Below are 19,620 nucleotides of genomic sequence, written 5' to 3' on the forward strand. Positions count from 1 at the left end.
CCGCCCCGCACCGTCGCTATGCAGGGCCAGGCGTCGCCGCCTAGGGAGCGGCGGTCGCACGCGGTGCCGTTGCGGGGGCGTCCGGCGAGGACGTCGGGCAGGGTGTCGTCGACGTAGGCGACGTGGTGGGCGAGGTCCACGCCGACCTGGGCGGCGTCCGGGTGAAGCAGGTTGTCCCGCAGGGCCAGGTTTCCGGTGGCGATCACATGGACGGCGTCGGTGAGGCACTCGGCGACGTGCCGGGCGAGAGGACCGGTGACGGTGCAGATAACCGTGGCTTCGTTCATCTTCAGGGACAGCGTCTGTCGGTCATTTTGGACAGCAGGCGGTAATCAGGGCGAACCCTGAATGTTCGCGAGTTTTGACAGCACCTGGTGCCGGAGGGGCTTGGTTGTGTCGAGGCGGGATCGATGGTCAGATGCCGTGTCGGTAGCCGGAGTGGGGAGGTTGGCGAGGAGTCCACCACTCCAGAAGTCCCCACACTCCAAGTGCGAGCGTGACCAGGGCGGCGAGTAGCGCAATCCAGGGCCGGCCCACCCAGCGGGTGGTCAGCGCCCAGGCCAGAAGCGGAACCAGAGCACCGCCGAGCAGGACAAGCGGGAGATCGACGACGAGCACGCTCAGATCACGGGCATGGCCCTCGAACCCACCGTCGATGCTGACCGCAGCCCGCGGTGCCCACGCAAGGGCGGCAGTCGCCGCGCCGAAGCCGGCAAGGAGGCATCCGGCGACGCCGGTACTGGTGTCTGAAGGTGTGCTCATGTCCTGTCCAGTGGGTGTGCGCATGTCGGCGACAGACGCTGGGGGCAGGATGCGTGGTTCCGCTGGCACGGTCAAGCGCCTGCTTCGGCTCGTGCGCGTGTGTTGGCGAGGCGGTATGAGTCGGTGCCAGTTTCGATGATGGTGCCGTTGAAGGTGAGGCGGTCGACGATCGCCGCGCAGAGGCGGGGGTCGGTGAAGGTCTTGGTCCAGCCGCCGAAAGACTCGTTGGAGGCGATGGGACACCCGGACGGCGCCGACGCGCTGGTCGAGGTAGGCGAACACCAGGATACCGTTGACCTCCAGGCACGGAAGACCGCCCTGATACCTGCGTTGAAGACGGCATCGCGGTTGGCGCGCTCGCACGCGATGGCGTCGGCGAACTGGTAGGCGGGCGGCACGATCCGTGGGCGGACTCGCCTGCAGGGCCAAGGGGTCGTCCATTCCCAGGAAGACCTACGTGCGCCCGGCGCAGGCTGGGAAGAAGGACCCGTTCGACAAGGTCCCCATACCCGGCGGGCGCGACAGAGCACTGATGCGGCATCCGAGGGCATCCCCCTGCGCTCGGATGCCGCTCGGGTCACTTGGTGGAGTGGATCCCGCAGCATCGTGGCGAAGACCGGCGAGTCGTCGAACGGCTGCTGACTGCCGATCTGCTTGTAACCCCAGGACTCGTACACCGCCTTGAGGCGCCCATCGGACAGAGCCGGGTTCACCAGAAGCGTGACGCGTTGCTCCTGGCGCGGGGCGAGCAGCTCCTCATGGAGAGCGCGGGCTGCGCCCTGGCCGTGTGCGCCACGCCACGGGCGGCGCACCAGGATCTCGTTCAGCGCAAGAGTCCGCTTGCCGTCTTCCTTCACGAAGTCGGCGGGGAGCGGCTCGCGTTAGAGCACGTGACGGTTGTTGGCCAGCCCCGCGAGGGTGACAGCCTGGTTGAGGTAGGGCTCAGCCTCGGTGAGGCGCCGACCATCGATGGCGGCCCACATGGCACTCGCCGTGAACGCCGCCGCAACGCCGTATAGCTCAGAGCGGATACGGCTGGACGCAGTGTGCGAGTTCTGAAGGCTCACCGTCTCCTTGGCGAGCGCGGCGGCATGCTCCTGGAGTTCCTGCATCCCTCCGTACTTGTTGTCCATGCCGACGACGGCCGCCAACTTCGCGTTCATCCGGTCCACGTCGGCCGATCCACCAGGGAGTCCTCCATGAGCAGCGCACCACCGCTGGCGTACATCTACGACCGCTGCGCGACGGCGAACCCGGCCATGATGGAGCTGCGTCTCCGCGCGTGCAGCGAGTACGTCGAAGAGCAGGGGTGGGGCTGGGGCGGCTGGTTCGTCGACAAGGGCGACGACCCTCTGACCAGCGACAGACGGCCCGCGCTCGACAACCTCGTCCACTCCATCCAGGCGGTGAGCCCCGACACGGAACGCGTGTGCCTGCTCTAAAACTGGGGACGGGCTGGCGGGCGGTTGCAGACCATCGACGGCGATACGGTGGACGGCACCCCTCACAGTCGGCTGACCAGCGCACCTGAGGCGACCCTGTGAGCTGGGGCGCAGCCGTGGGAGACAACAGCCGGGCGCCGATCGACACGGCGACGATCCGACAGGCGTACACGGCCGGCCTCGACGTGTGGGGCTACTGCCCGCCCGAGCCAGAAGTATGGGCGCTCCTCCGCGACCAGCTCACCGGGCACGTGCAGCTCCTTCTCCCGGAGATCAAGGGCGTTGCGGCGCGTATGCGTGGGGAGACGCGTCTGACTGCGGTCCACGTCATTCGGCGCGCGCACCACGGCATGGAGGGGATGACCGGCACCTCCCCACTCGCGCAGTCATGGCACATCCAAGACCTTGTGGTCATCGCTCGTGCGCTCCTGATCTTGTACGAGAACCCGGGCCCGCTCGGCGCGCCGAGCGATGGGGGCGAGATCGAGGAGGCCGTACAGCGGAAGGTGTGCGGCGCGTGCTGGCAGAAGATCACGAACGGCGAGGGATACGAGCGGGCGGTGTTCGCGTCGGGCTCGGGCCCAGGCATCCGCGGCTACCGCCACACCGACAGCTGCGCGCCTCCCTCGCCGAGGCGCGGCGGGAGCAACTGCGTGCCGTGCCTTGACCGGCGCCCCAGGCCCCTGGAGGGGTGAATGTGCCCACGCCTCCAGGATGTGGCCCCGGCTCGTCTGCCGCCCCCGTGGTGGATGGGCCGGGGTCGCGTACCGACCCGACGAGCCCCCCACCTTCCCCCACTAGGACATTCCAGATGCAGACCGCACCCACTCGAACCCGCGATCCCTGGCATCAGTGCGGGTCGCCGGTATCCGCCACCCCGTGGTGGGGGTCCGGCTACCTGCTGCGCTGGACCTGGCGCGTGACCCGGTTCCTCGACGACCGCGTGTACGAGCACGTTGCGGACACCTTCCACGCCTGGGGGGTCTCCGCATCCTTAGCGGACCTGCTCGGCGAACTCGCCGTCGACTACACCACCGACGTCCGCAAGCTGGTCCCGTGCCGGTACGTGGCCGTCACCGCGATGATCGAGGGCCTCCGCGCCTCGATCAGCGTGGTCCCCGCTCACGGCCCAGCCGATCCGTACGGCGCGCCGATGCCGAACCGCGGCCGGCCGTTCCTTGAAACGTCGTGGGGCCGCGCCGACCTGGAAACGGGCCCATACCTGTACGCCGGCATCATCCTCGTGAACGTCACCCCCATGTAGACCCCGGCGGCGGCCGGTTGGCACGTCACACCCCGGCCGGGCTCGAAGGTGCCGGCGGTGTCCCGGTGCACCTTCACCTCGACCGGGCCTACGTCAGTCAGCACAGTCTTCGAACGGGCACCGTTGCGGCTGTTGCCGCTGTTCCTGCCCGCCGCGTCATGCTTGTCATAGCCGACGTGATCGGTGATCTCGCCCTCCAGAGCGGACTCCAGCACCCGCTTGGTCAACTGCTGCAGCAACCCGCCCTCACCGGTCAGCTGCAGCCCGTCCGAACGAGCACGGTCCACGAGCATCCCGATCAACTGCTCGTCCGACACCGCCCCTCCGGCCGACTCCTGCACAGCCTCCGTCTCGACAACGGACTCACTCATCTGGCGTCTCTCCTTGATCAGCAGATCCGCCGTTGAGGAGACACTCCCGGGTAGACCGCTAGGCGGAGCAGGCGGAGAATGAAACGGTGGTGGTTGATGACGCTGGGTTGCTTGAGCGTCGCGAAGAACTGGAGACGCTTGGCGAAGTGGTGGATGCCCTCGGGAAGGGCGCGGGGCGATTTGTGGTCGTGGAAGGGCCGGCCGGGATCGGTAAGACACGACTGCTCGCCGCGGCGCGCACGTACGGAAAACTGGCAGGGGTTCACGTAATCGCCGCGCGTGGTACAGAACTTGAGCAGGATTTCGCCTTCGGGGTCGTGCGGCAACTGATCGAGCCAACACTGGTCAGGGCAGACGAAGCAGAGCGAGCTGAGTTCTTGTCCGGGGCAGCAGTTCAGGCTGCCGGGCTCTTCGGGGCCGCGATGAGCGATCAACAAGAGGTTCGGCCGAGCGGAGACTTTGCCCTACTGCATGGGCTGTACTGGCTGGTCAGTAACATGTCGCAGCGCCAACCCGTCCTTCTGGTTGTCGATGATCTCCATTGGGCGGATGCACCATCGCTGCGGTTCCTGCTGCATCTACTGCCGAGGATGGAAGACCTGCCGGTGGCCGTGGTGGCAGGGCTGCGCTCAGGGGAGCCGTGGGCTCCGGCGCACCTTCTGGAGCTGCTGACCAATGATGCAATGTGCCAGACGATCCGGCCCGCCAGCCTCAGCCGGCCTGCGACCGAGCGCTTGCTTAGAGATGTGTTCGGGCAGACACCGGACTCTGAATTCACTGACACCTGTCACCTGGCAACGGCAGGTAATCCGCTGCTGCTGACCGAGCTGGCCGATGCACTGGCTGCCCGGAAACTGACGCCATCTCAGGGAAATGCGGCAGCAGTGGAAGAGATCGGATCTCAGGCAGTCACTCGCATCGTTAATTTGCGGCTCGCGCAGCTGAGCGACCACGCGGCTGCGCTCGCTCGTGCTACGGCAGTGCTGGGAGAAGGAACACCAGTGGAATGGGCCTGCGCCCTGGCATCTCTGCAGACCAACACGGGCGACCTTGCCGTCACTGAACTTGCTCAGGTCAGCGTACTTCATCCGCTGTCCGGTGATGCTGTCGATCCCCGGCCGCGCTTGGGCTTTGTCCACCCCCTTGTACGGGCCGCGGTCGAAGAAGGCATGGGCTACGGGGCTCTGATTGAGGCAAACTCCCGCGCGTCTGAACTGCTTATCGGTGCCGGTGCTCCGGCGGAGCGGGTCGCGGCCCACCTCTTGAAACTGCCCCCCCGCGGCGGACCACCGCAGACAGTCCAGGTCCTGCGCGAGGCCGCCCGGACCGCCGCCGACCGTGGCTCGCCAGCAGCGGCCCGTTCCCATCTGCAGCGCTGCCTGCAAGAGCCGCTCGATGATGAGGAGCGCGTAGAACTGCTTGTTGAGCTGGGCACGATCACGCAGATGGTCGATCTCGCTGAGGCAGCCGAGTATCTCCGTCAAGCGCTAGCCGTCACAGGCGATCCCCTTCAGCGTGCGCTCATCGCCTGGCATCTGAGTGTCGCCTTTGTCATGCTCAGACGTAGCGACGAGGTCGTGGCCGTCGTCGACGATGCGATTGCACGGCTGCCGGAGTCAGAAGACGACCTCTGCCGGGCTCTTGAAGCCACAGTGGTTGCGGTGCGGGTCATGGAGCCCGGCCGCCACGGGCTGACTGACCGGGTCGCACGGCTAAGCAGACTCCCACCATCAAGCACGGTCGGAGGCCGGATGCTGGATTCGGTCATCGCGTACTACGAAGCTTCCTGCTGCGATACCACAGCAGTTGACCGTGCGTTGCGCAGCCTGTCCGACAATGTGCTGGGTGACCATCCCGCTGCAGCAAGCTTCGCCGCGGGAGGGTGGAATGCTCTCACAGCAGCCGATCACGACATCGACATTCAACTGCTTGATGCAGCCATCAAAAGCGCTCACCGGCATGGGTCCCTGCCCTCGGCAGCAACAGCCTATGCATACCGCGGGCTGAGCTGGCTTCGCCGTGGCGCACTGGCGGAAGCCGAGACAGACCTGCGCGAAGCAGTTCGCACGGGAGATGCCAGCGATGCCAAGAGCGGCTCGCCTATAGTTGGCCCACACCTGGCTGAAACCCTCATCGAGCAAGGACGCCTCAGCGAAGCGCATGATGCCCTGGTGTGGGCCGGACTGCCTGGAGATGTTGCACCACCCACCGGATTGGCATATCACCTGCTTCTCAACCGGGCGCGTCTGCTCCGGTTGAAAGGTGACCAGGAGCAGGCGTTGAAGGTCGCCCTAGCGGCGGGGCGACGGTTTGCCGATCACGGCGGCAACAATCCAGCATACGTACCGTGGTTGTCCGAAGCGGCGCTGTGCCTGAACGCCCTAGAAGATCAGGAGCAGGCCGAGCACTATGCCGAAGACGAAGTGGCACTCGCCCAACGCTGGGGAGCTCCCCGCGCGCTCGGGCGTGCGCTACGGGTAGCTGGGCTGGTGCGCGGAGGCGACGAAGGCCTAAGCCGCCTCCAGGAATCGGTGACGGTACTCGCCCCCTCGACAGCACAACTTGAATACGCCAAATCACTGAGTGAACTGGGCGCCGCACTGCGACGGACTAACCAGCGCAGAGCAGCACGAGAACCGCTCCTTCAGGCCTGCGAACTGGCCAGCCGCTGCGGCGCTAAGCCCCTATTGGAACGCTCCCTGCTGGAACTGCATGCCTCGGGTGCCAGGCCACGCCGCATGGCAACAACCGGCGTGGACGCACTGACCCCCGCCGAGCAACGGATCGCTGAACTGGCTGCAACTGGCCAGAGCAATCGCGACATAGCGCAAAGCTTGTTCGTAACCGCGAAGACAGTCGAAGTGCACCTCAGCAGCGCCTACCGCAAGCTTGGCATCTCTGGCCGTCGCGATCTTGTCCAGGCCCTTGAGGGTGGTGTGTCGCGAACGACCAGTTGACTTGGACGGTGTCCTATGTGGTGAGGCGGACGAGGCGCTTGTAGCAACAGATGGCTGCGGCGAGGCCGAGAAAGGCCAGGTAGTTGCGGGGATTGCGTTCATAGCGGGAGTTGAGTCTGCGGTAGCCGGACAGCCACGAAATCGTGCGCTCGATCACCCAACGGCGGCGGCCCAACCGTTCGCTGGACTCGACGCCTTTGCGGGCGATACGCACGCCAATGCGCTTGGGTGACCGCGGACGCTCTCTACAGTCAGGCCTGGCACTTTCGGCGCATGCTCGAGGAGGCCAGCATCGGCTATCTATGTATGTATGTCGGGTGGGCTGACGGCATGGAACACCCGTACAACGCTGGCCCTGACCAAGAGGGCGGCCACCAACCCCGACCACCGGCCACGATCCGGCGACGACTGCCCAGCGTCCGTGATGGGGCTCATGGCCGGGCCGACCACGCCGTTTCATCGGACGCGCAGCATCGCCCACACAGAACGCGCACCGCCCCTCGGGGAGTGCGCAAACGGCCTGCGCACCGGTGAAGGGGATCCTGCGCGGTCGGGTTGCGCGGTTCGCTGCGCGGCCCGGCCGCGAGATTCCTGATCTTCTCCTGCGCAGGTGTGAGTGGCGCACTGCGCAGGCTCTGCCGCGGTCCCGGGAGGATGCGGTCTGCGCATCGTCGGTTGCCGCCCGGGATGAAGGCTTCGCAGCGGTCGCGGCTGCGGGCTTGTGCCAGACAGGATGAGCGGGACCGGCTGGCGGCTGACCTGTGGTCGGACCGACCATGGACTTCGTGTCCCATCGTGACCGTGGTCGGCCTCTCGTGGTCGAGGGCCAGGGCCGGGAACGCGGGGACCCCAAGTTCAGCAGCAGACCCGTCGGCGATCAGGTGCGCAGCAACGCCGCACAGGACGGCCGCGGCGAACCTCGAACGCGTCCAGCGGACGGGCATCCTTCAGCGCACCGAGATCGGGTTTGCCCTTTTTGCGACGGGTTGCCGCCTGCAGCCACGGCCGGGTGTGCGTGGCCGTCGGCGCGGACCGGCTACCTCAGTCGCTCACCACCCACCCGGTAGGTCGCATCGATCACGATCGCCGAGGGCCCTGGTCTACCGCCAACCACAGGTAACTGCAAGGCCTGGACGACCTGCTCACCGTCGTCTCCTTCACCCGCCCCCTAGGTTCTCCACGACTGGTAGTGCCCCATCACACCATCCGCTCACGCCTTCTGCGCAGCCGTGCAGGCATGTGAGGCGTGCCAGATCTCAGCGCGGAGGCAGCCTCGGGAGCACGTGCCTCGTTCACTTGAGGAAAGGCCCGTGTTCGGGTTACAGATCGTCGGGGAGAAGGCGGAATGCCTTGTGTCCGGTCAGGGGTCGGATCATGCGGAAGTGCCGGTCAGTGGTGAACAGGACTTCAGTGCGGTAGGCGGCGGCAAGGGCGACATTCATGGCGTCGGCCAGTCCGATGCCCTTGCCTTGGTCGGCGTCCGCGTACCCTTCGGCGATTGCGATCGCCGCGCTCAGGTGTGCGGCGACGGACGGGGTCTCGAAGCGGCGGGTGAGCGTGTTGCGTTCGATGAACCGGGCCGCGGTGAGGGCCTTCCGGGCCCCGCCCCGTGTCGCAATGAGGTAGTCCAGTTCGGCCAGCACCATGGGGGAGATGACGAGGTGGCTGACTGCTGCGAGGGCTTCCCTGTGCGAGTCATGGCCAGTGAGCTTCGAATCGAGGAGGCGGTAGAGGGCGTTGGTGTCGGCGATGGCGATCACAGTCAGGCGCCCATTCCCCTCAGTGATTCCTCGATCTCCTCGTCCGTGAGGTCGGGAAGACCAAGGTCGGGCAAGTCGATCGCGCCCATGGGGTCGGTTGGGTATGGGGGGATGTCCTCCTCGCTTATCGGCACCACCCGGGCGACCGCGACACCGCTCTTGGTAACCGTGACGGTCTCGCCACGCGCGGCTGCGGCAAGGATCTGCGAGGACTTCTGGTTGAACTCCCGGGCCGTAGTCTCCATGTAGTACATGTTACTACATTGCGAGGGAAGTCTGCCACAGCAGCAGGGACGGCGGTCGGTCCATCGGACGCGATGGCCTGCACGACGCGCACGGGCGCGGCGCGACAGCAATTCCTTCACGACGCCGAGAAGGCACTGCACCGCAAGCGGGCCCCTGGCTCCACTCGTGCGCAGCTCGACTACCAGCCCCGGACAAGCGGTTACGCAATCGGGCTGTACAACCGGTCGAGGGTCGTGTGTAGCTGTGCAGTCTGCCCGAGGGCTCCTGATGTTCTCGTGCGCAGGCTTTGGGTGCCGCACTGCGCAGGCGCCTACCGCGCACCCAACGGCTTTCCGTCTGCGCATCGGTAAGCGGGGCTCGCGGCGCGCAGCATCAAGTCCTCACAGCAGCCGTCAGCCCCCGGGGCTTGTGCCGGACAGGCTCAGCAGTCGCGGCTCGCGGCACGCCCGTAGTCGCAGGTCATGGTCGGCCCGACCATGACCTGCAACCACGGACCTCGTGTCCCCATCGTGACCGTGGTCGGCCTCTCGTGGTCGGTGGTCGGGTCGGGGACGGCAGGTTTCCTCAAGGTCAGAAACATCCGTTCTGACCAGGGAGTTTGACCATGTCTCCTGGCAAGCAGGCCCCGGAGAGCGTGGCCGCTGCTCCGATGGTGGCGGGCGCCCGGCTGGAGGCGATGCGGCGCAGGGTGCGTCTGTCGCGCCTGGCGGTCTGGACCGTCATCGCGGCGGGCCCAATTGCCCTGGGCGTCGCCATCACCTCCACCACGACCACGGTCGAAGCGGCCCCTGCGACCGCACCGTCGGTGCGCACTGCGGCGCCAGCTGCCGACCCGGGCGGCTGGGCGCAGGTCTTCGTCGGCTCATGGCTGCGCAGCAGCGCGGAGGATGCGGCGAGTGCGCAGGCGCGGCTTGCGCAGTCGATGGCGCTGGACGTGGAGCTGCCCGATCCGGCGGCTGGCGCGGATGCGCAGTCGAAGCCGTCGAAGAAGGAGGTCAGTGCGCCCATCAGCCGCTGGCGGGTGCCGAGCATCCCGAACCTGCCCCCGCCGCCGGTGAAGGCGCGCAGGCCACCGCCGTAACCGCGTATCACGGCCGGGGAGTTCATGGCGAGCGCGGCACCGAGCTCGGATGTGTCGCCGGGCATGTGGGTGCCGCCGACCTTGGCGTAGCGCATGCGTATGGCCATGCGCCGGTCGAAGGAGGAAATACCTACGAGCAGTCGGCGGTGTCCGGCAGCGCCGGCGATGGCCAGCACGTCGATCAGCAGGATCCGCTCCACCATCAGGTCGGGCCCATTGGTGATCGTGGCGTCGACAGCGATGCCGAAGAACGGCACAAAGGCGCAGATCCCGACAACGGCCAGGACCGCGATGCCCCACAGGGACAGCCACTTCCACACGATCTGGCGGGGTGGCCCGGCAGCATGGCAGCGATGAAGGCGAGTCCGCTCGCAGCCGCCGCTGCCGCGCAGACGCCCTGAGTGCCCAGCAGCATGATCGCGCTGGACAGCAGCATGCCGCAGATGAACAACGCGGCAATCAGCAGCAGGAAGGCGCCGCCAACTCGCCACCAGGTGGGCTTTTCGGCATACGCAGCGCACGCCTTGCCCACTGCACCGGCCTTCTTCATGTCAGCGAGGAACGCAGCGAACTCCTGGTCCTCGTCGCTGCCCACAGGACGGGCGGCATCCAGCAGCTCCCTGCCCGGAGTCAAAGACGGCAGCCCGCCGCCAGGGTCATCGACGCCGCTTGCACGGCTGTCGGGGTCGTGGTGGGCCGGCAGTACTGAGGCGTGCTGGATCATCCACACGATCTCCGCCGGGAGGGCCGAGCGGAACGCGATGCCGCCGGCGAGCGCGGCCTCCACCTGGGAAGCCTGCTCGCGGTGGCGGTCACCTCGCGCCGTGCGACCGGCGCCGGGCGCATGCCCAGCATCGGCGCGATCTGGGCCCACGCCGCGCCGAGTTGCGCGGAGACCTGCAGGCCGCTGGTCTCGGTTTCTAGGGGCACGGCCAGCCACAGGATGCGGCGGTGCATCTCCTGGTCGTTCAGCAGCTCCAGGGTGGCCTCGACGTTCTCCACCCACGGTGCCAGCCTGCACCTGGTGCCTGCTCGGCCGGCTCGATGCCCTCGATCATCTTCAGGGCGATCTCACCCGGATCGACCTGCGCGCACAGGCCGAACAGTCGTGGGGCTCCGGACAGGGAGCGCACCAGATGTGTGATCTTGGCGAGCTGTTCGTCGCGGACCGCGGCGGGCACGTACGTGCCCTGGACGCTCTCCTCACGCTGGCCTTACGCGTCCGGGCCGGGGTGAAGGCGGTAGACGGCCCACACGCTGCCCTGCATCGACCACACCAGGTGCCCGGCGATGTGACGGAGGGGAACCCTCACCGCCCACTCTCCTGCTGGGCGAGCGGGAGTAGCCGCTGCACACTCGACACCGGCCCGGCTGGTAGTGCGGGAGCAGCCGGTTTTGTGTGGCGGCGCGCGGACGAGCCACCGGCGGTCGGCCGCGAGAGCGGCGCCCGAGGGTCACTCTGTCGAGCCGCAGGGGACGGTGAGGCCTTCACAGCGGGGGCCGGCGAGGGGGCGCCCTCGATGGTGAATCCGCCGAGCAGCGGTCGGGGCGCGCGGTCGCGGGCGGCCCGCCCGCCGATCCGCCCTCCCCTCCGCTGCCAGCCGAGCAGTACCCAGCCCAACGTGGCCTGCATCGGCGCACGGCCTCGGATCGTCGGCCGGCGTATCGCCCAGATCGCCAGCACCCACGTGGCGATGGGGACCGGCCCCATCCACGACCACCAGGTGATGGTCTTGATCAGGAGGAAGCCGCCGCCGACGGTGACCGCGATCTGCGCCGGGGGGGGAGGGACCCGAGCGGGATCTTCCAGTCGGCGACCTTGCCCAGCATCCGTGAGTGGTCACGAGAGGACGGGAGTTCGGACTGGAGGATGCCGGGGACGGCGGGTGCGCCCTTGGACGGGTTCTTCACCTCGTCCTCGAACATGTTTGCGAGGCTGTCGCAGGAGTTGTACAGCCCGAGCGCGATGATCATCAGTAGCAAGCCCCCAATCCCGGCCTTGAGGCTGAACTTCTGGATCATGATGACTACGACGAGGCAGACGAGACCGGTCTGCAGACTCTTGGTCGCCCACTTCTTGAACATGTTGATTCAGGAGTAGCCGAGGTCGTTGAGCTGCCCGGCGAGCACCAGGCTGTGCACCGTGTTCACCGGACACCCCCGTCCCGGGCGGTACCAAACTCCAGCGCGGCGACTTCCCACCGGCCACCCTCGGGGACACTCACGCCGTACGGCGACTTCGGCACCTCGGCCCGGGCCGGGCCGGCCACCACGCCGGGCGCACCGGTCACCGTGAACGAGGCGCCCGCCCGGTCGGCGGCCACCGGGACGGCGTAGTAGCGCACCGATCCGTCGGCGTACTGCGCAGCCACCGTCACCGACCACGCGCCGACCACGCGCCGACCACGCGCCGTCCGCGACCGCGCACCCGCTGCCCAATTGGGCAGCTCGACGTCCGGTGCCATCGACTGCGCAAGCAGCGCCTGCGCAGTCGTCGCACCATCGGCGCTGCTGCGCAGCCACGCGCTGACGAACAACTGCGCATAGCCAGCCGGGTCGGCGGTCGCCGCGGTGCGCACGGCGGTGGGCTTGGCCGGAGGCGCAGCCTCGACCGTGTTCGGGGTGGAGGCGACGGCGACGGCCAGGGCGACGGGGCCGGCCGCGATGACCGTCCAGACCGCCAGGCGCGAGAGCCGGACGCGGCGCCGCATCGCCTCCAGCCTGGCGTCAGCCGTCATCGGAGCAGCAGCCTCGCTCTTTGAGGCCTGCTTGCCAGCAGACATGGTCAAACTCCCGGCTCAGAAGCTGTGTCTGAACCTCTTTCTGCTGGTCGCAGCGCTGTCTGACGGGATCGGTCACTGTTCGAAGGTGGGGCCCGCGCCGATGTGGCGCCCGGCCCCACCTTCGAACGACTCTTCAGATCTGCGTGGTGAGCGCTTGAGGCGATGCCGTCGCCTGAGGCCCGATGGTGAGGGTGCTCACGAACTGGTGGGCCTGGCCTCCTGTACGGCGCCCTCGGGCGGGGCGGGGATGCAGGCGGGCGGAGTGCCGTCGATCATGCCGCCCATGATGACGGAGAGAGCGTGGGCGGGGTCGGTGTGGGCCAGGGGGAAGCCGACCATGATCTGCTGGCCGGTGGGAATCTTGTCGGGTCGGATGTAGAGGACGGGCTTGCCGTGCTTCATCTCGACCGTCCAGCTGTCGCCGATGACAGCAGGTCGCCCGGTGGTCGGGCGGCCGGGGGCTGAAGATGCCGCGGGCTGCGAGGCGGAGGGGGTCGGGTCAGGGGCGGAGGTCTGCGAGGGGCTGGGGTCGGCCTGGGGATTGGGGCAGCTGGGGTCTCCGGCGTAGACGCGGGCCGGGACGCCGAGGCGGTCCAGGTCATGCTGGAGGCCAGGCAGGTCGAGCTTGCCCGCCGGGTCAGTGACGGCCAGTTTGACCAAGCCGTGATCTTCTTGCTGCAGGGTGTAGGCGGCGGCTGTGATCTTCAGCGGGTGTCCGCTGGTGTCGTGTTGATTGGCCTTAGCCGGGGTAGTGGGGTGCCCGGTGGCCAGGGCGGTGAAGACCGTGCCGGCCGCGGCCGCGGTGACCAGCGGAATGGCCAGGAAGGCCAGGCGACGACGGGGACGGGCAGTGGCGGCCGCATCGGGGGCGGCGTCGTGGTGAATCTCGTTCATCAGGTAGTCCTTGAAGAGTTGGTGCCGGCCCGCCGGCAGGTCCCGTTCGGCCGGGACCGGCAGCAGCCGGGCCATCTCCTCACGTTCGGCCGGCTCGGGCCGAAACGGCTGGCGGCTCATCGGGTTTCCTCCTGGGTGGGCCGGGCCGCGGGAGTGCGGCCACCTTCTACCTGTCCGCAGCCAAGCCGCGGTTCCCGATTTTTCATCAAAAGTGGAGTCTGAGTTAGTTTCTGCAATTTCCTGCGGGCGCGGGCGAGCCGGGAGCGGACGGTTCCTACCGGGATACCAAGTGCCTGGGCGGCGCCGGCGTAGTCCAGCCCGGCCCACACGCAGAGCGCGAACACCTCGCGCTCACTGCGCCGCAAGGCGGCCAGCGCCTCCCGGGCTGCGGCCAGTCGCTCGGTGTCGTCGATCCGGCCGACCAGCTCGTCGGCGAAGTCCGGCATGACCTCATCACGCGGGAGCCGGGCGATCGCCCCCTCGTGCCGCCGGGCGGCACGGGCGGTGTTGCGGGCGGCATTGGTTGCGATCCCCAGCAGCCAGGGCCGTAGCGATCCGCCGTCGAGGTCGACCTTCGCGCGTAGCCGCCAGGCTTCCAGGAAGGTCAGGGCCACTACATCCTCGGCTGTCGACCAGTTGCCGGTCAGCCGGAACGCGTGGTTGTAGACCGAACGGGCGCACTGATCAAATAGTTGCCCGAACGCGACGGGATCCCCGGCTCGTATCCGGGCGCGTTCATTCATCTCCACACCATCAAGCTGTCCGACCGCCCGTGACCAGTTCCCATGACTCGCATCACACCCCGGCGGCCGGTCGTACCGTGACCTCATGGGCAGGCCCGGGGTGCCCCGGCTGCGGCGGATCGTGGCCGCGGACAACGACACCGGTCCGCGGTTGTGCCGTGGGTGCGGCGGTCCGCTGATGCCGTCGGCGACGGCGACGGCGGTGTTCTGCTCGTCAGCACGCCGGTCGCGGCACTGGCGCCGGATGCGGCGGGCGCGGGCGAGGACGGAGGCGGTCCAGGCCGGCTTGACCACCAGTTGCCCGGAGTGCGGGACGTCCTGGACGGTCGGAGTCCAACGTCCCGTCTCGGCAACGTACTGCTCTCCCCGCTGCCGCAAACGGTCCTGGCAAGGCGGCGCGTGCAGCAGCGCGGGGTGTGAGACGGCGCATCCAGCGGCCACAGGGCGCTCCACCCACGAGGACGCACGCCCTTTACGACGTCCCCAGGGCCGTCGGATGGTGCGAAGTAACGGGCTGTCAAGGCGAGCGGCGGCATGGACAGGGTGCCGCACCCGGGCCCGCAGCGGTGTCCAGATGCCCGAGATGATCGGGAGTGTTGGCGGCGGCCGCGGAGCCAGGTAGTGCTGCCCGCCTTGACCTGGCGCTGCGGACCCTGGCTTACCAAGCGGCCCACAAGGAAGATGCTGCGGTCCTGCCATCGCTGCGGGCGGCCCGGATCGCATCCCGCTCGCTGGAGGTGCTGCCCGAGGACCTCGCGCAGGAGCCGGTGGCGCCCTTCGCTTCCGGGCACGGCGGATGGTGGGTCCTGCCCTCTGATGCCGGTCTCCTAGATGAGAAGAGCATGGTGGGACCAGGCTCGTCGCTGCCGCTGCCGCTGCCGCTGCCGCGGCCGGGGTTCGGGAGGGCACGGTCTTGCGCGGAGCGGCTGAACTGGAGTCTGGTCAGGCTCTGTTGGGGCGGGCCCGCCGTCCTGGTGGGGTCCGGAAGAAGGCTGTGGACCTTGATCCGGGGCTGCGGCCGGCCCTACTTGCGCTGGTCGAGCCCGACGAGCGGGGCGACCCGATGTCGCCGCTGCGGTGGACGACGAAGTCGACCCGGAAGCTGGCAGCGGAGCTGACCCGGCAGGGTCACCGGGTCTCCGCCGACACGGTCGCCGGCCTGCTGCGGGAGGAAGGCTTCAGTCTGCAGGCCAAACGCCAAGACCATCGAGGTGCTCAGCACCCCGACAGGGACGCCCAGTTCCGCTACCTCAATGAGCAGGCACGAGACCACAGGGACGCCGGTGACTCGGTGGTCAGCGTGGACAGCAAGAAGAAGGAGCTGATCGGCGACTACAAGAACGCCGGGCACGAATGGCGGCCCGCAGGGCAGCCCGTGAGGGTCAAGACGCACGACTTCCCCGGCCAGGCCGAGAAAGCGATTCCGTACGGAATCTATGACATGGCGGCGAACACCGACTGGGTCAGCATCGGCACCGATCACGACACCGCGGCGTTCGCCGTCGCCTCGATCCGGCGCTGGTGGCAGGCCCGCGGCCGGCACGACTGCCCCCGCGCCCGCCGACTGCCGATCACCGCCGACGGCGGGGGCTCCAACGACTACCGCCCCCGCGGCTGGAAGACCCAGCTCGCCGTCCTCGCTGCCGCTGGAAGCCCATGGTGTTCATCTCCCAGCCTCAACAGCCCGTTTCCGCACACAGGAAGACGTCGCCAGGTTCCTCGACCCCGACAAAACCACGATAAAACCGACGTGTTGATCCCGGCAAGCCCTTACCGGGCATAGCTGCGTTCACTTGGCAGGAAGGAGTAGCGACTCCTCATGCGGGCCTGCATGATGGATCGTTAAGTTAGCGACGACCAGACTAGCGCCGTCTATTGATGGGAGTTGTAGAATGATCAGGCGGCTTCGAAAAGCTGGAGTTGCTCTGAGCGGGGTCGCTCTCGCCCTTGGTGTTTCCGTCGCTGGAGCCTCGCCGGCATCGGCAGACATTAATGGGGCATACCTTGAATCTGCGCACTACTCCTGCGCGACGAGCATGATTGCATACGACAGTATTGGGACCACGGGCTGGCGCGCCTATGGGGGCGAGTGTCGCTCCAAGAGTAATCTCTTCTCCGGTCGCGTTCGGCTTGTGACAAGCTGCTCATGGGGATTTACGTATAAGTCGGCTTGGGTGTATGTCAACTCCAATAGCAGGGCGACCCTTGTAAGCCCGTCGGACTCTGAGTCTGGGTGCCTCTGGGGAGTTTCCACCGCTTGGCTTGAGGAGGGGTGAGGAAGGCTAGTCAAGGGTGATGACGGGCCGTCAGAGTGTCTGGCGGCCCGTTTAGTATATTCCGCCTGTGACGACCGGCTTGGCGGAGATCCTTCGGGTACCGATGACTCACGCCAGTGGGCCAAGGTTCGGCGCATGGTGGTGTATGGGGCACGCGAACCCCCGCTGGACCGGGGCTACACCAGTGTTATCACCATGTGCGCCACCATTCACAGCGTCTCCGACCAGGCTACGGTCGCGGATGTCTAGGGTGGCAAGGAAGTGCCGGTGCAGGTGCCGACCCCGCGTGCTCCGGCGGACTGGGGCGCGTGGCCACGCGGACCTGACGGAGGCGTGCGGTGTTGCGCAGCACATCGCCCGTAAGGCGATCGAGGACTGGAAGCTCGGCGAAGAGGCCGCTTGCAACTGTTCTGCTGGTCGTACCTGAGCTGGTCGCCAACGCAGTGCACCACTCCCTGTAGCCGATAGTTCTGCACCTACGCCGCAAGCATGTAGGCGGGCGGGTGTGGGTCGGGATCACCGACAGTGGCCCTACCGCCCATGAGGGCGAATATGGCTGCGGCACGGGGATCGTCGCCGCCGTGGCCGACGCCCATGGCAGTCGGGCCCACCCAGAGAGTGCCACCCCCTGGGCCCGACTGCCCGCCACCTAACGTCCAACACTTTCCGGCGCCGGGCGTGACCGGCCCGCTGCACCCAGGATCCCAAGACGCGGGCCAGTGGGGGGATTCGTGCCGCGTAGCCTGGGCGGCGTCCGCGATCACCGGGGAGTCCTTTCGTGTTTCGGTTTAGCCCCAATGCCGTTGCTTTACGTCATTTCGGTTGGGGTGGTTTGATGCGGACTGCTCGGATGCCGGTGTGGGTGGGTTGAGACCAGGTGTGCTGTTCGGCCCGTTTGAGCCGGTAGTTGGACATCTTGCGCTTGACGACGCGGGGCTGGCTGCGCAGGCGTCTGTGTGGCAGGAGGCGTTCGAGCAGGTCGTGCTGGAGCAAGACGAGGGTTCTGACCAGCAGGTCAGGGAAAAACTGCCCGGCGTGAGGGTCACACTGCGCCGGGCGGAGCGCAGGGTTTCGGTGAAGGAGATCCGGTCGAGGTCCAGGCCGCGGGTGGCGGCGGTTCTGACCATCAGTTCGCGCAAAGCGTGGTGGACGAGCAGCAGGTCTGGGCCCCGCAGTCCCTCGACCAGGTGCCGCATCACCTCCAGATACGGCGCCGGCGAGAACTGAGCCAGTGCGAGCGCGAAGTACACCACCAGTCGGCCCGGCAGCAGGCGTCTGCGATGCTCCGCACGACCACACGCAGCCACCACACGATCCACTAACCCCGGCGGATACACCCAGGTCAGCAGCCCTAACCCCGCTAACTCACCGACATCTGCAGACACCCGAACCACCCCCGGGAGCACTGCACAGCAGCGTACGCCCGCCAGCTAACGCAACGGCATTGGGTTTAGTACTGCAGTGGGACTTCACCGTTCCCGCTGGTCAGAGGCGTAGTTTCGAGCCTAGCGGGGTGACGGCTCATCAGGAGGCGGTTCGCGCAAGCCGGTCGGTTCGGCGGGCGAGGGCGCGCACGATTGGGTCATGATGGCGGACTTCGTCACGGGGCCGTGGACGGCCGAGCTGGAGGAGTTGTTCCTGCGGGTGGGGAGCCGATTCGGCCGGGTCGAGGTGCGGCGCCGCATGCGGGATTACGTGCGGGGCCTGCTGGGCCCGGTCGGCCGCAAGAACAGCTGGCAGCTGGCCGAGTACGCCGGCCACACCGGCCCGTACGGGCTGCAGCACCTGCTGTCCTGGAGCCGCTGGGATGTCGATGGGCTCCGCGACGACCTGCAGGACTATGTGGCCGAGCGGCTCGGCATGCCGGACGGCGTGCTGATCGTGGACGACACCGGCTTCGTCAAGAAGGGCCGCGTCTCCGCCGGGGTGCAGCGGCAGTATTCCGGCACGGCCGGGCGGACCGAGAACTGCCAGATCGGCGTTTTCGCCGCCTACGCCTCGTCCCGCGGACGGGCGCTGGTGGACCGGGAGCTGTATCTGCCGAAGTCCTGGACCGATGATGCCGCACGATGCCGGGCGGCCCGCGTTCCCGCCGAGCGTGGTTTTGCGACCAAGCCGGAGCTGGCCCGCACCTTGGTGCTACGGGCACTGGCCTCCTCGCTGCCGATCGCCTGGGTGACCGCAGACAGCGCCTACGGGCAGGACTGGACCTTCCGCCGGATGCTGGAGGAAGCCGGAGTCGGCTACGTCCTGGCGGTGCCGAAATCCCAGCAGATCAAGTCACTGGCCGGGATCTGGCGGATCGACCAGCTCATCGCCGACGCCCCCAACGATGCTTGGCAGGTGCTGTCCTGCGGCGACGGCGCCAAAGGGCCGCGCACCTATAACTGGGCCGTCGCCCGGCTGCCCGTCAACATCGTCTTCGACCCGGATCCACCCACGCACCATCGCTGGGTGATGGCCCGCCGCAGCCTGGCCCGGCCCGACGAACTCGCCTACTACCTGGCCTATGCACCCAGCGGGACCACGATCGAGCAGCTGGTGCGCATCGCCGGTACCCGCTGGGCCATCGAGGCGTGCTTCCAGGCCGCCAAGGGCGAGTGCGGCCTGGACCAGTACGAGGTCCGCCGGTATCCCGGCTGGTATCGGCACATCACCCTGGCCATGCTCGCGCACGCCTTCCTCGCCGCCGTGGCTGCGGCCGCGGTCGAAAGGGGGGCAGCAGAAACGACACAGCCGGCCTGGCCCCGCTCACCGTGGCAGAAATCCGGCGTCTGCTGGCAGCTGTCTGCCCCTGGCCCGCGTACCGTCGCGCCGGTGCACTGAGCTGGTCCCACTGGCGCAGACGCCACCAGGCCGTTGCCCGTGCCTGCCACTACCGCCGGCGCCCCGCGCCTGAAGGCTGCTTGCGCGAACCGCCTCCTGATGAGCCGTCACCCCGCTAGGCTCGAAACTACGCCTCTGACCAGCGGGAACGGTGAAGTCCCACTGCAGTACTAGGCGGCATTGGGAGTTACACCGACAGTCCCGAGGGCCTCGGT

Annotated in this window: 16 protein-coding genes and 7 pseudogenes; 8 read left to right on the top strand and 15 right to left on the bottom strand. The window is 67.7% G+C overall.

All coding sequences use genetic code 11. From position 1 onward, the window contains the following. The first annotated feature begins 122 nt into the window (after positions 1–122). Positions 123–332, top strand: coding sequence for a hypothetical protein (locus ACQEV2_RS42450; protein WP_433055730.1), 210 nt, complete (start codon positions 123–125; stop codon positions 330–332). Between the two features lie 82 nt (positions 333–414). Here ACQEV2_RS42450 and ACQEV2_RS42455 read toward each other — a convergent pair whose 3' ends face one another. The 3 genes and pseudogenes from ACQEV2_RS42455 to ACQEV2_RS42465 form a co-directional block, all read right to left on the bottom strand. Further along, complete coding sequence (locus ACQEV2_RS42455) at positions 415–762, bottom strand: hypothetical protein (RefSeq protein WP_433055733.1); 348 nt, start codon at positions 760–762, stop codon at positions 415–417. Between the two features lie 71 nt (positions 763–833). Continuing rightward, positions 834–1,001, bottom strand: a pseudogene (locus tag ACQEV2_RS42460) (ATP-binding protein); the annotation flags it as partial. 642 nt (positions 1,002–1,643) lie between these two features. After that, complete coding sequence (locus ACQEV2_RS42465; RefSeq protein ID WP_433055736.1) at positions 1,644–1,925, bottom strand: hypothetical protein; 282 nt, start codon at positions 1,923–1,925, stop codon at positions 1,644–1,646. 36 nt (positions 1,926–1,961) lie between these two features. Between ACQEV2_RS42465 and ACQEV2_RS42470 the strand changes: the two genes are divergently transcribed. The 3 genes from ACQEV2_RS42470 (at position 1,962) to ACQEV2_RS42480 (ending at position 3,468) form a co-directional block, all read left to right on the top strand. Further along, positions 1,962–2,204, top strand: a complete 243-nt coding sequence (locus tag ACQEV2_RS42470) for a hypothetical protein (RefSeq protein WP_433055739.1) — start codon at positions 1,962–1,964, stop codon at positions 2,202–2,204. A gap of 116 nt (positions 2,205–2,320) precedes the next feature. Continuing rightward, positions 2,321–2,899, top strand: a complete 579-nt coding sequence (locus ACQEV2_RS42475; protein ID WP_433055742.1) for a DUF6415 family natural product biosynthesis protein — start codon at positions 2,321–2,323, stop codon at positions 2,897–2,899. A gap of 116 nt (positions 2,900–3,015) precedes the next feature. Continuing rightward, on the top strand, positions 3,016–3,468 hold the full coding sequence (locus tag ACQEV2_RS42480) for a hypothetical protein (RefSeq protein ID WP_433056136.1): 453 nt from the start codon (positions 3,016–3,018) through the stop codon (positions 3,466–3,468). 38 nt (positions 3,469–3,506) lie between these two features. Here the strand turns inward: ACQEV2_RS42480 and ACQEV2_RS42485 are convergent. Next, a pseudogene (locus tag ACQEV2_RS42485) lies at positions 3,507–3,761 on the bottom strand (transposase); the annotation flags it as partial. A gap of 164 nt (positions 3,762–3,925) precedes the next feature. Between ACQEV2_RS42485 and ACQEV2_RS42490 the strand changes: the two are divergent. After that, a complete protein-coding gene (locus ACQEV2_RS42490) occupies positions 3,926–6,796 on the top strand; it encodes an ATP-binding protein (protein ID WP_433055745.1) in 2,871 nt (956 codons plus the stop codon). A gap of 13 nt (positions 6,797–6,809) precedes the next feature. Here the strand turns inward: ACQEV2_RS42490 and ACQEV2_RS42495 are convergent. From ACQEV2_RS42495 to ACQEV2_RS42540, 10 genes and pseudogenes are all read right to left on the bottom strand, one after another. Continuing rightward, positions 6,810–7,016 (bottom strand): annotated as a pseudogene (locus ACQEV2_RS42495) (transposase); the annotation flags it as partial. A gap of 1,099 nt (positions 7,017–8,115) precedes the next feature. Further along, positions 8,116–8,562, bottom strand: a complete 447-nt coding sequence (locus ACQEV2_RS42500) for a PIN domain-containing protein (protein WP_433056101.1) — start codon at positions 8,560–8,562, stop codon at positions 8,116–8,118. Next, the gene (locus ACQEV2_RS42505; RefSeq protein ID WP_433055748.1) at positions 8,559–8,810 is read right to left on the bottom strand and encodes a type II toxin-antitoxin system Phd/YefM family antitoxin; all 252 of its coding nucleotides are present in this window, start codon (positions 8,808–8,810) and stop codon (positions 8,559–8,561) included. Before ACQEV2_RS42505 ends, ACQEV2_RS42500 begins: the two co-directional genes overlap by 4 nt. Positions 8,811–9,372: 562 nt before the next feature. Next, on the bottom strand, positions 9,373–10,203 hold the full coding sequence (locus ACQEV2_RS42510) for a hypothetical protein (protein ID WP_433056139.1): 831 nt from the start codon (positions 10,201–10,203) through the stop codon (positions 9,373–9,375). A 389-nt stretch (positions 10,204–10,592) separates the two neighbouring features. Further along, positions 10,593–11,196: pseudogene (locus ACQEV2_RS42515) on the bottom strand (ATP-binding protein); the annotation flags it as partial. Beyond that, a pseudogene (locus tag ACQEV2_RS42520) lies at positions 11,193–11,713 on the bottom strand (hypothetical protein). The pseudogenes ACQEV2_RS42520 and ACQEV2_RS42515, both read right to left, overlap by 4 nt. Further along, positions 11,705–11,968 (bottom strand): annotated as a pseudogene (locus ACQEV2_RS42525) (hypothetical protein); the annotation flags it as partial. The pseudogenes ACQEV2_RS42520 and ACQEV2_RS42525, both read right to left, overlap by 9 nt. A 62-nt stretch (positions 11,969–12,030) precedes the next feature. Continuing rightward, a complete protein-coding gene (locus ACQEV2_RS42530; protein ID WP_433055751.1) occupies positions 12,031–12,621 on the bottom strand; it encodes a hypothetical protein in 591 nt (196 codons plus the stop codon). 240 nt (positions 12,622–12,861) lie between these two features. Next, positions 12,862–13,680: a hypothetical protein gene (locus ACQEV2_RS42535; RefSeq protein ID WP_433055754.1), complete on the bottom strand. Its 819-nt coding sequence runs from the start codon at positions 13,678–13,680 to the stop codon at positions 12,862–12,864. Further along, complete coding sequence (locus ACQEV2_RS42540; protein ID WP_433055757.1) at positions 13,677–14,303, bottom strand: RNA polymerase sigma factor; 627 nt, start codon at positions 14,301–14,303, stop codon at positions 13,677–13,679. Before ACQEV2_RS42540 ends, ACQEV2_RS42535 begins: the two co-directional genes overlap by 4 nt. Positions 14,304–14,465: 162 nt before the next feature. Here ACQEV2_RS42540 and ACQEV2_RS42545 point away from each other — a divergent pair, with 162 nt between their 5' ends. Together ACQEV2_RS42545 and ACQEV2_RS42550 are read left to right on the top strand one after the other, a co-directional pair. Then, positions 14,466–14,723 (top strand): hypothetical protein, encoded by a 258-nt coding sequence (locus tag ACQEV2_RS42545; RefSeq protein ID WP_433055760.1) that lies wholly within the window; start codon positions 14,466–14,468, stop codon positions 14,721–14,723. A 421-nt stretch (positions 14,724–15,144) separates the two neighbouring features. Beyond that, a pseudogene (locus ACQEV2_RS42550) lies at positions 15,145–15,945 on the top strand (ISAzo13 family transposase); the annotation flags it as partial. Between the two features lie 1,422 nt (positions 15,946–17,367). Here ACQEV2_RS42550 and ACQEV2_RS42555 read toward each other — a convergent pair. Next, a complete protein-coding gene (locus ACQEV2_RS42555) occupies positions 17,368–17,985 on the bottom strand; it encodes a transposase domain-containing protein (protein ID WP_433055763.1) in 618 nt (205 codons plus the stop codon). Between the two features lie 178 nt (positions 17,986–18,163). Here ACQEV2_RS42555 and ACQEV2_RS42560 point away from each other — a divergent pair, with 178 nt between their 5' ends. Continuing rightward, a complete protein-coding gene (locus tag ACQEV2_RS42560) occupies positions 18,164–19,405 on the top strand; it encodes an IS701 family transposase (RefSeq protein WP_433054061.1) in 1,242 nt (413 codons plus the stop codon). The last annotated feature ends 215 nt before the right edge of the window (positions 19,406–19,620 follow it).

Origin of the sequence: Streptomyces sp. CA-251387, assembly GCF_050936625.1 — a bacterium.
GTDB lineage: Bacteria > Actinomycetota > Actinomycetes > Streptomycetales > Streptomycetaceae > Streptomyces.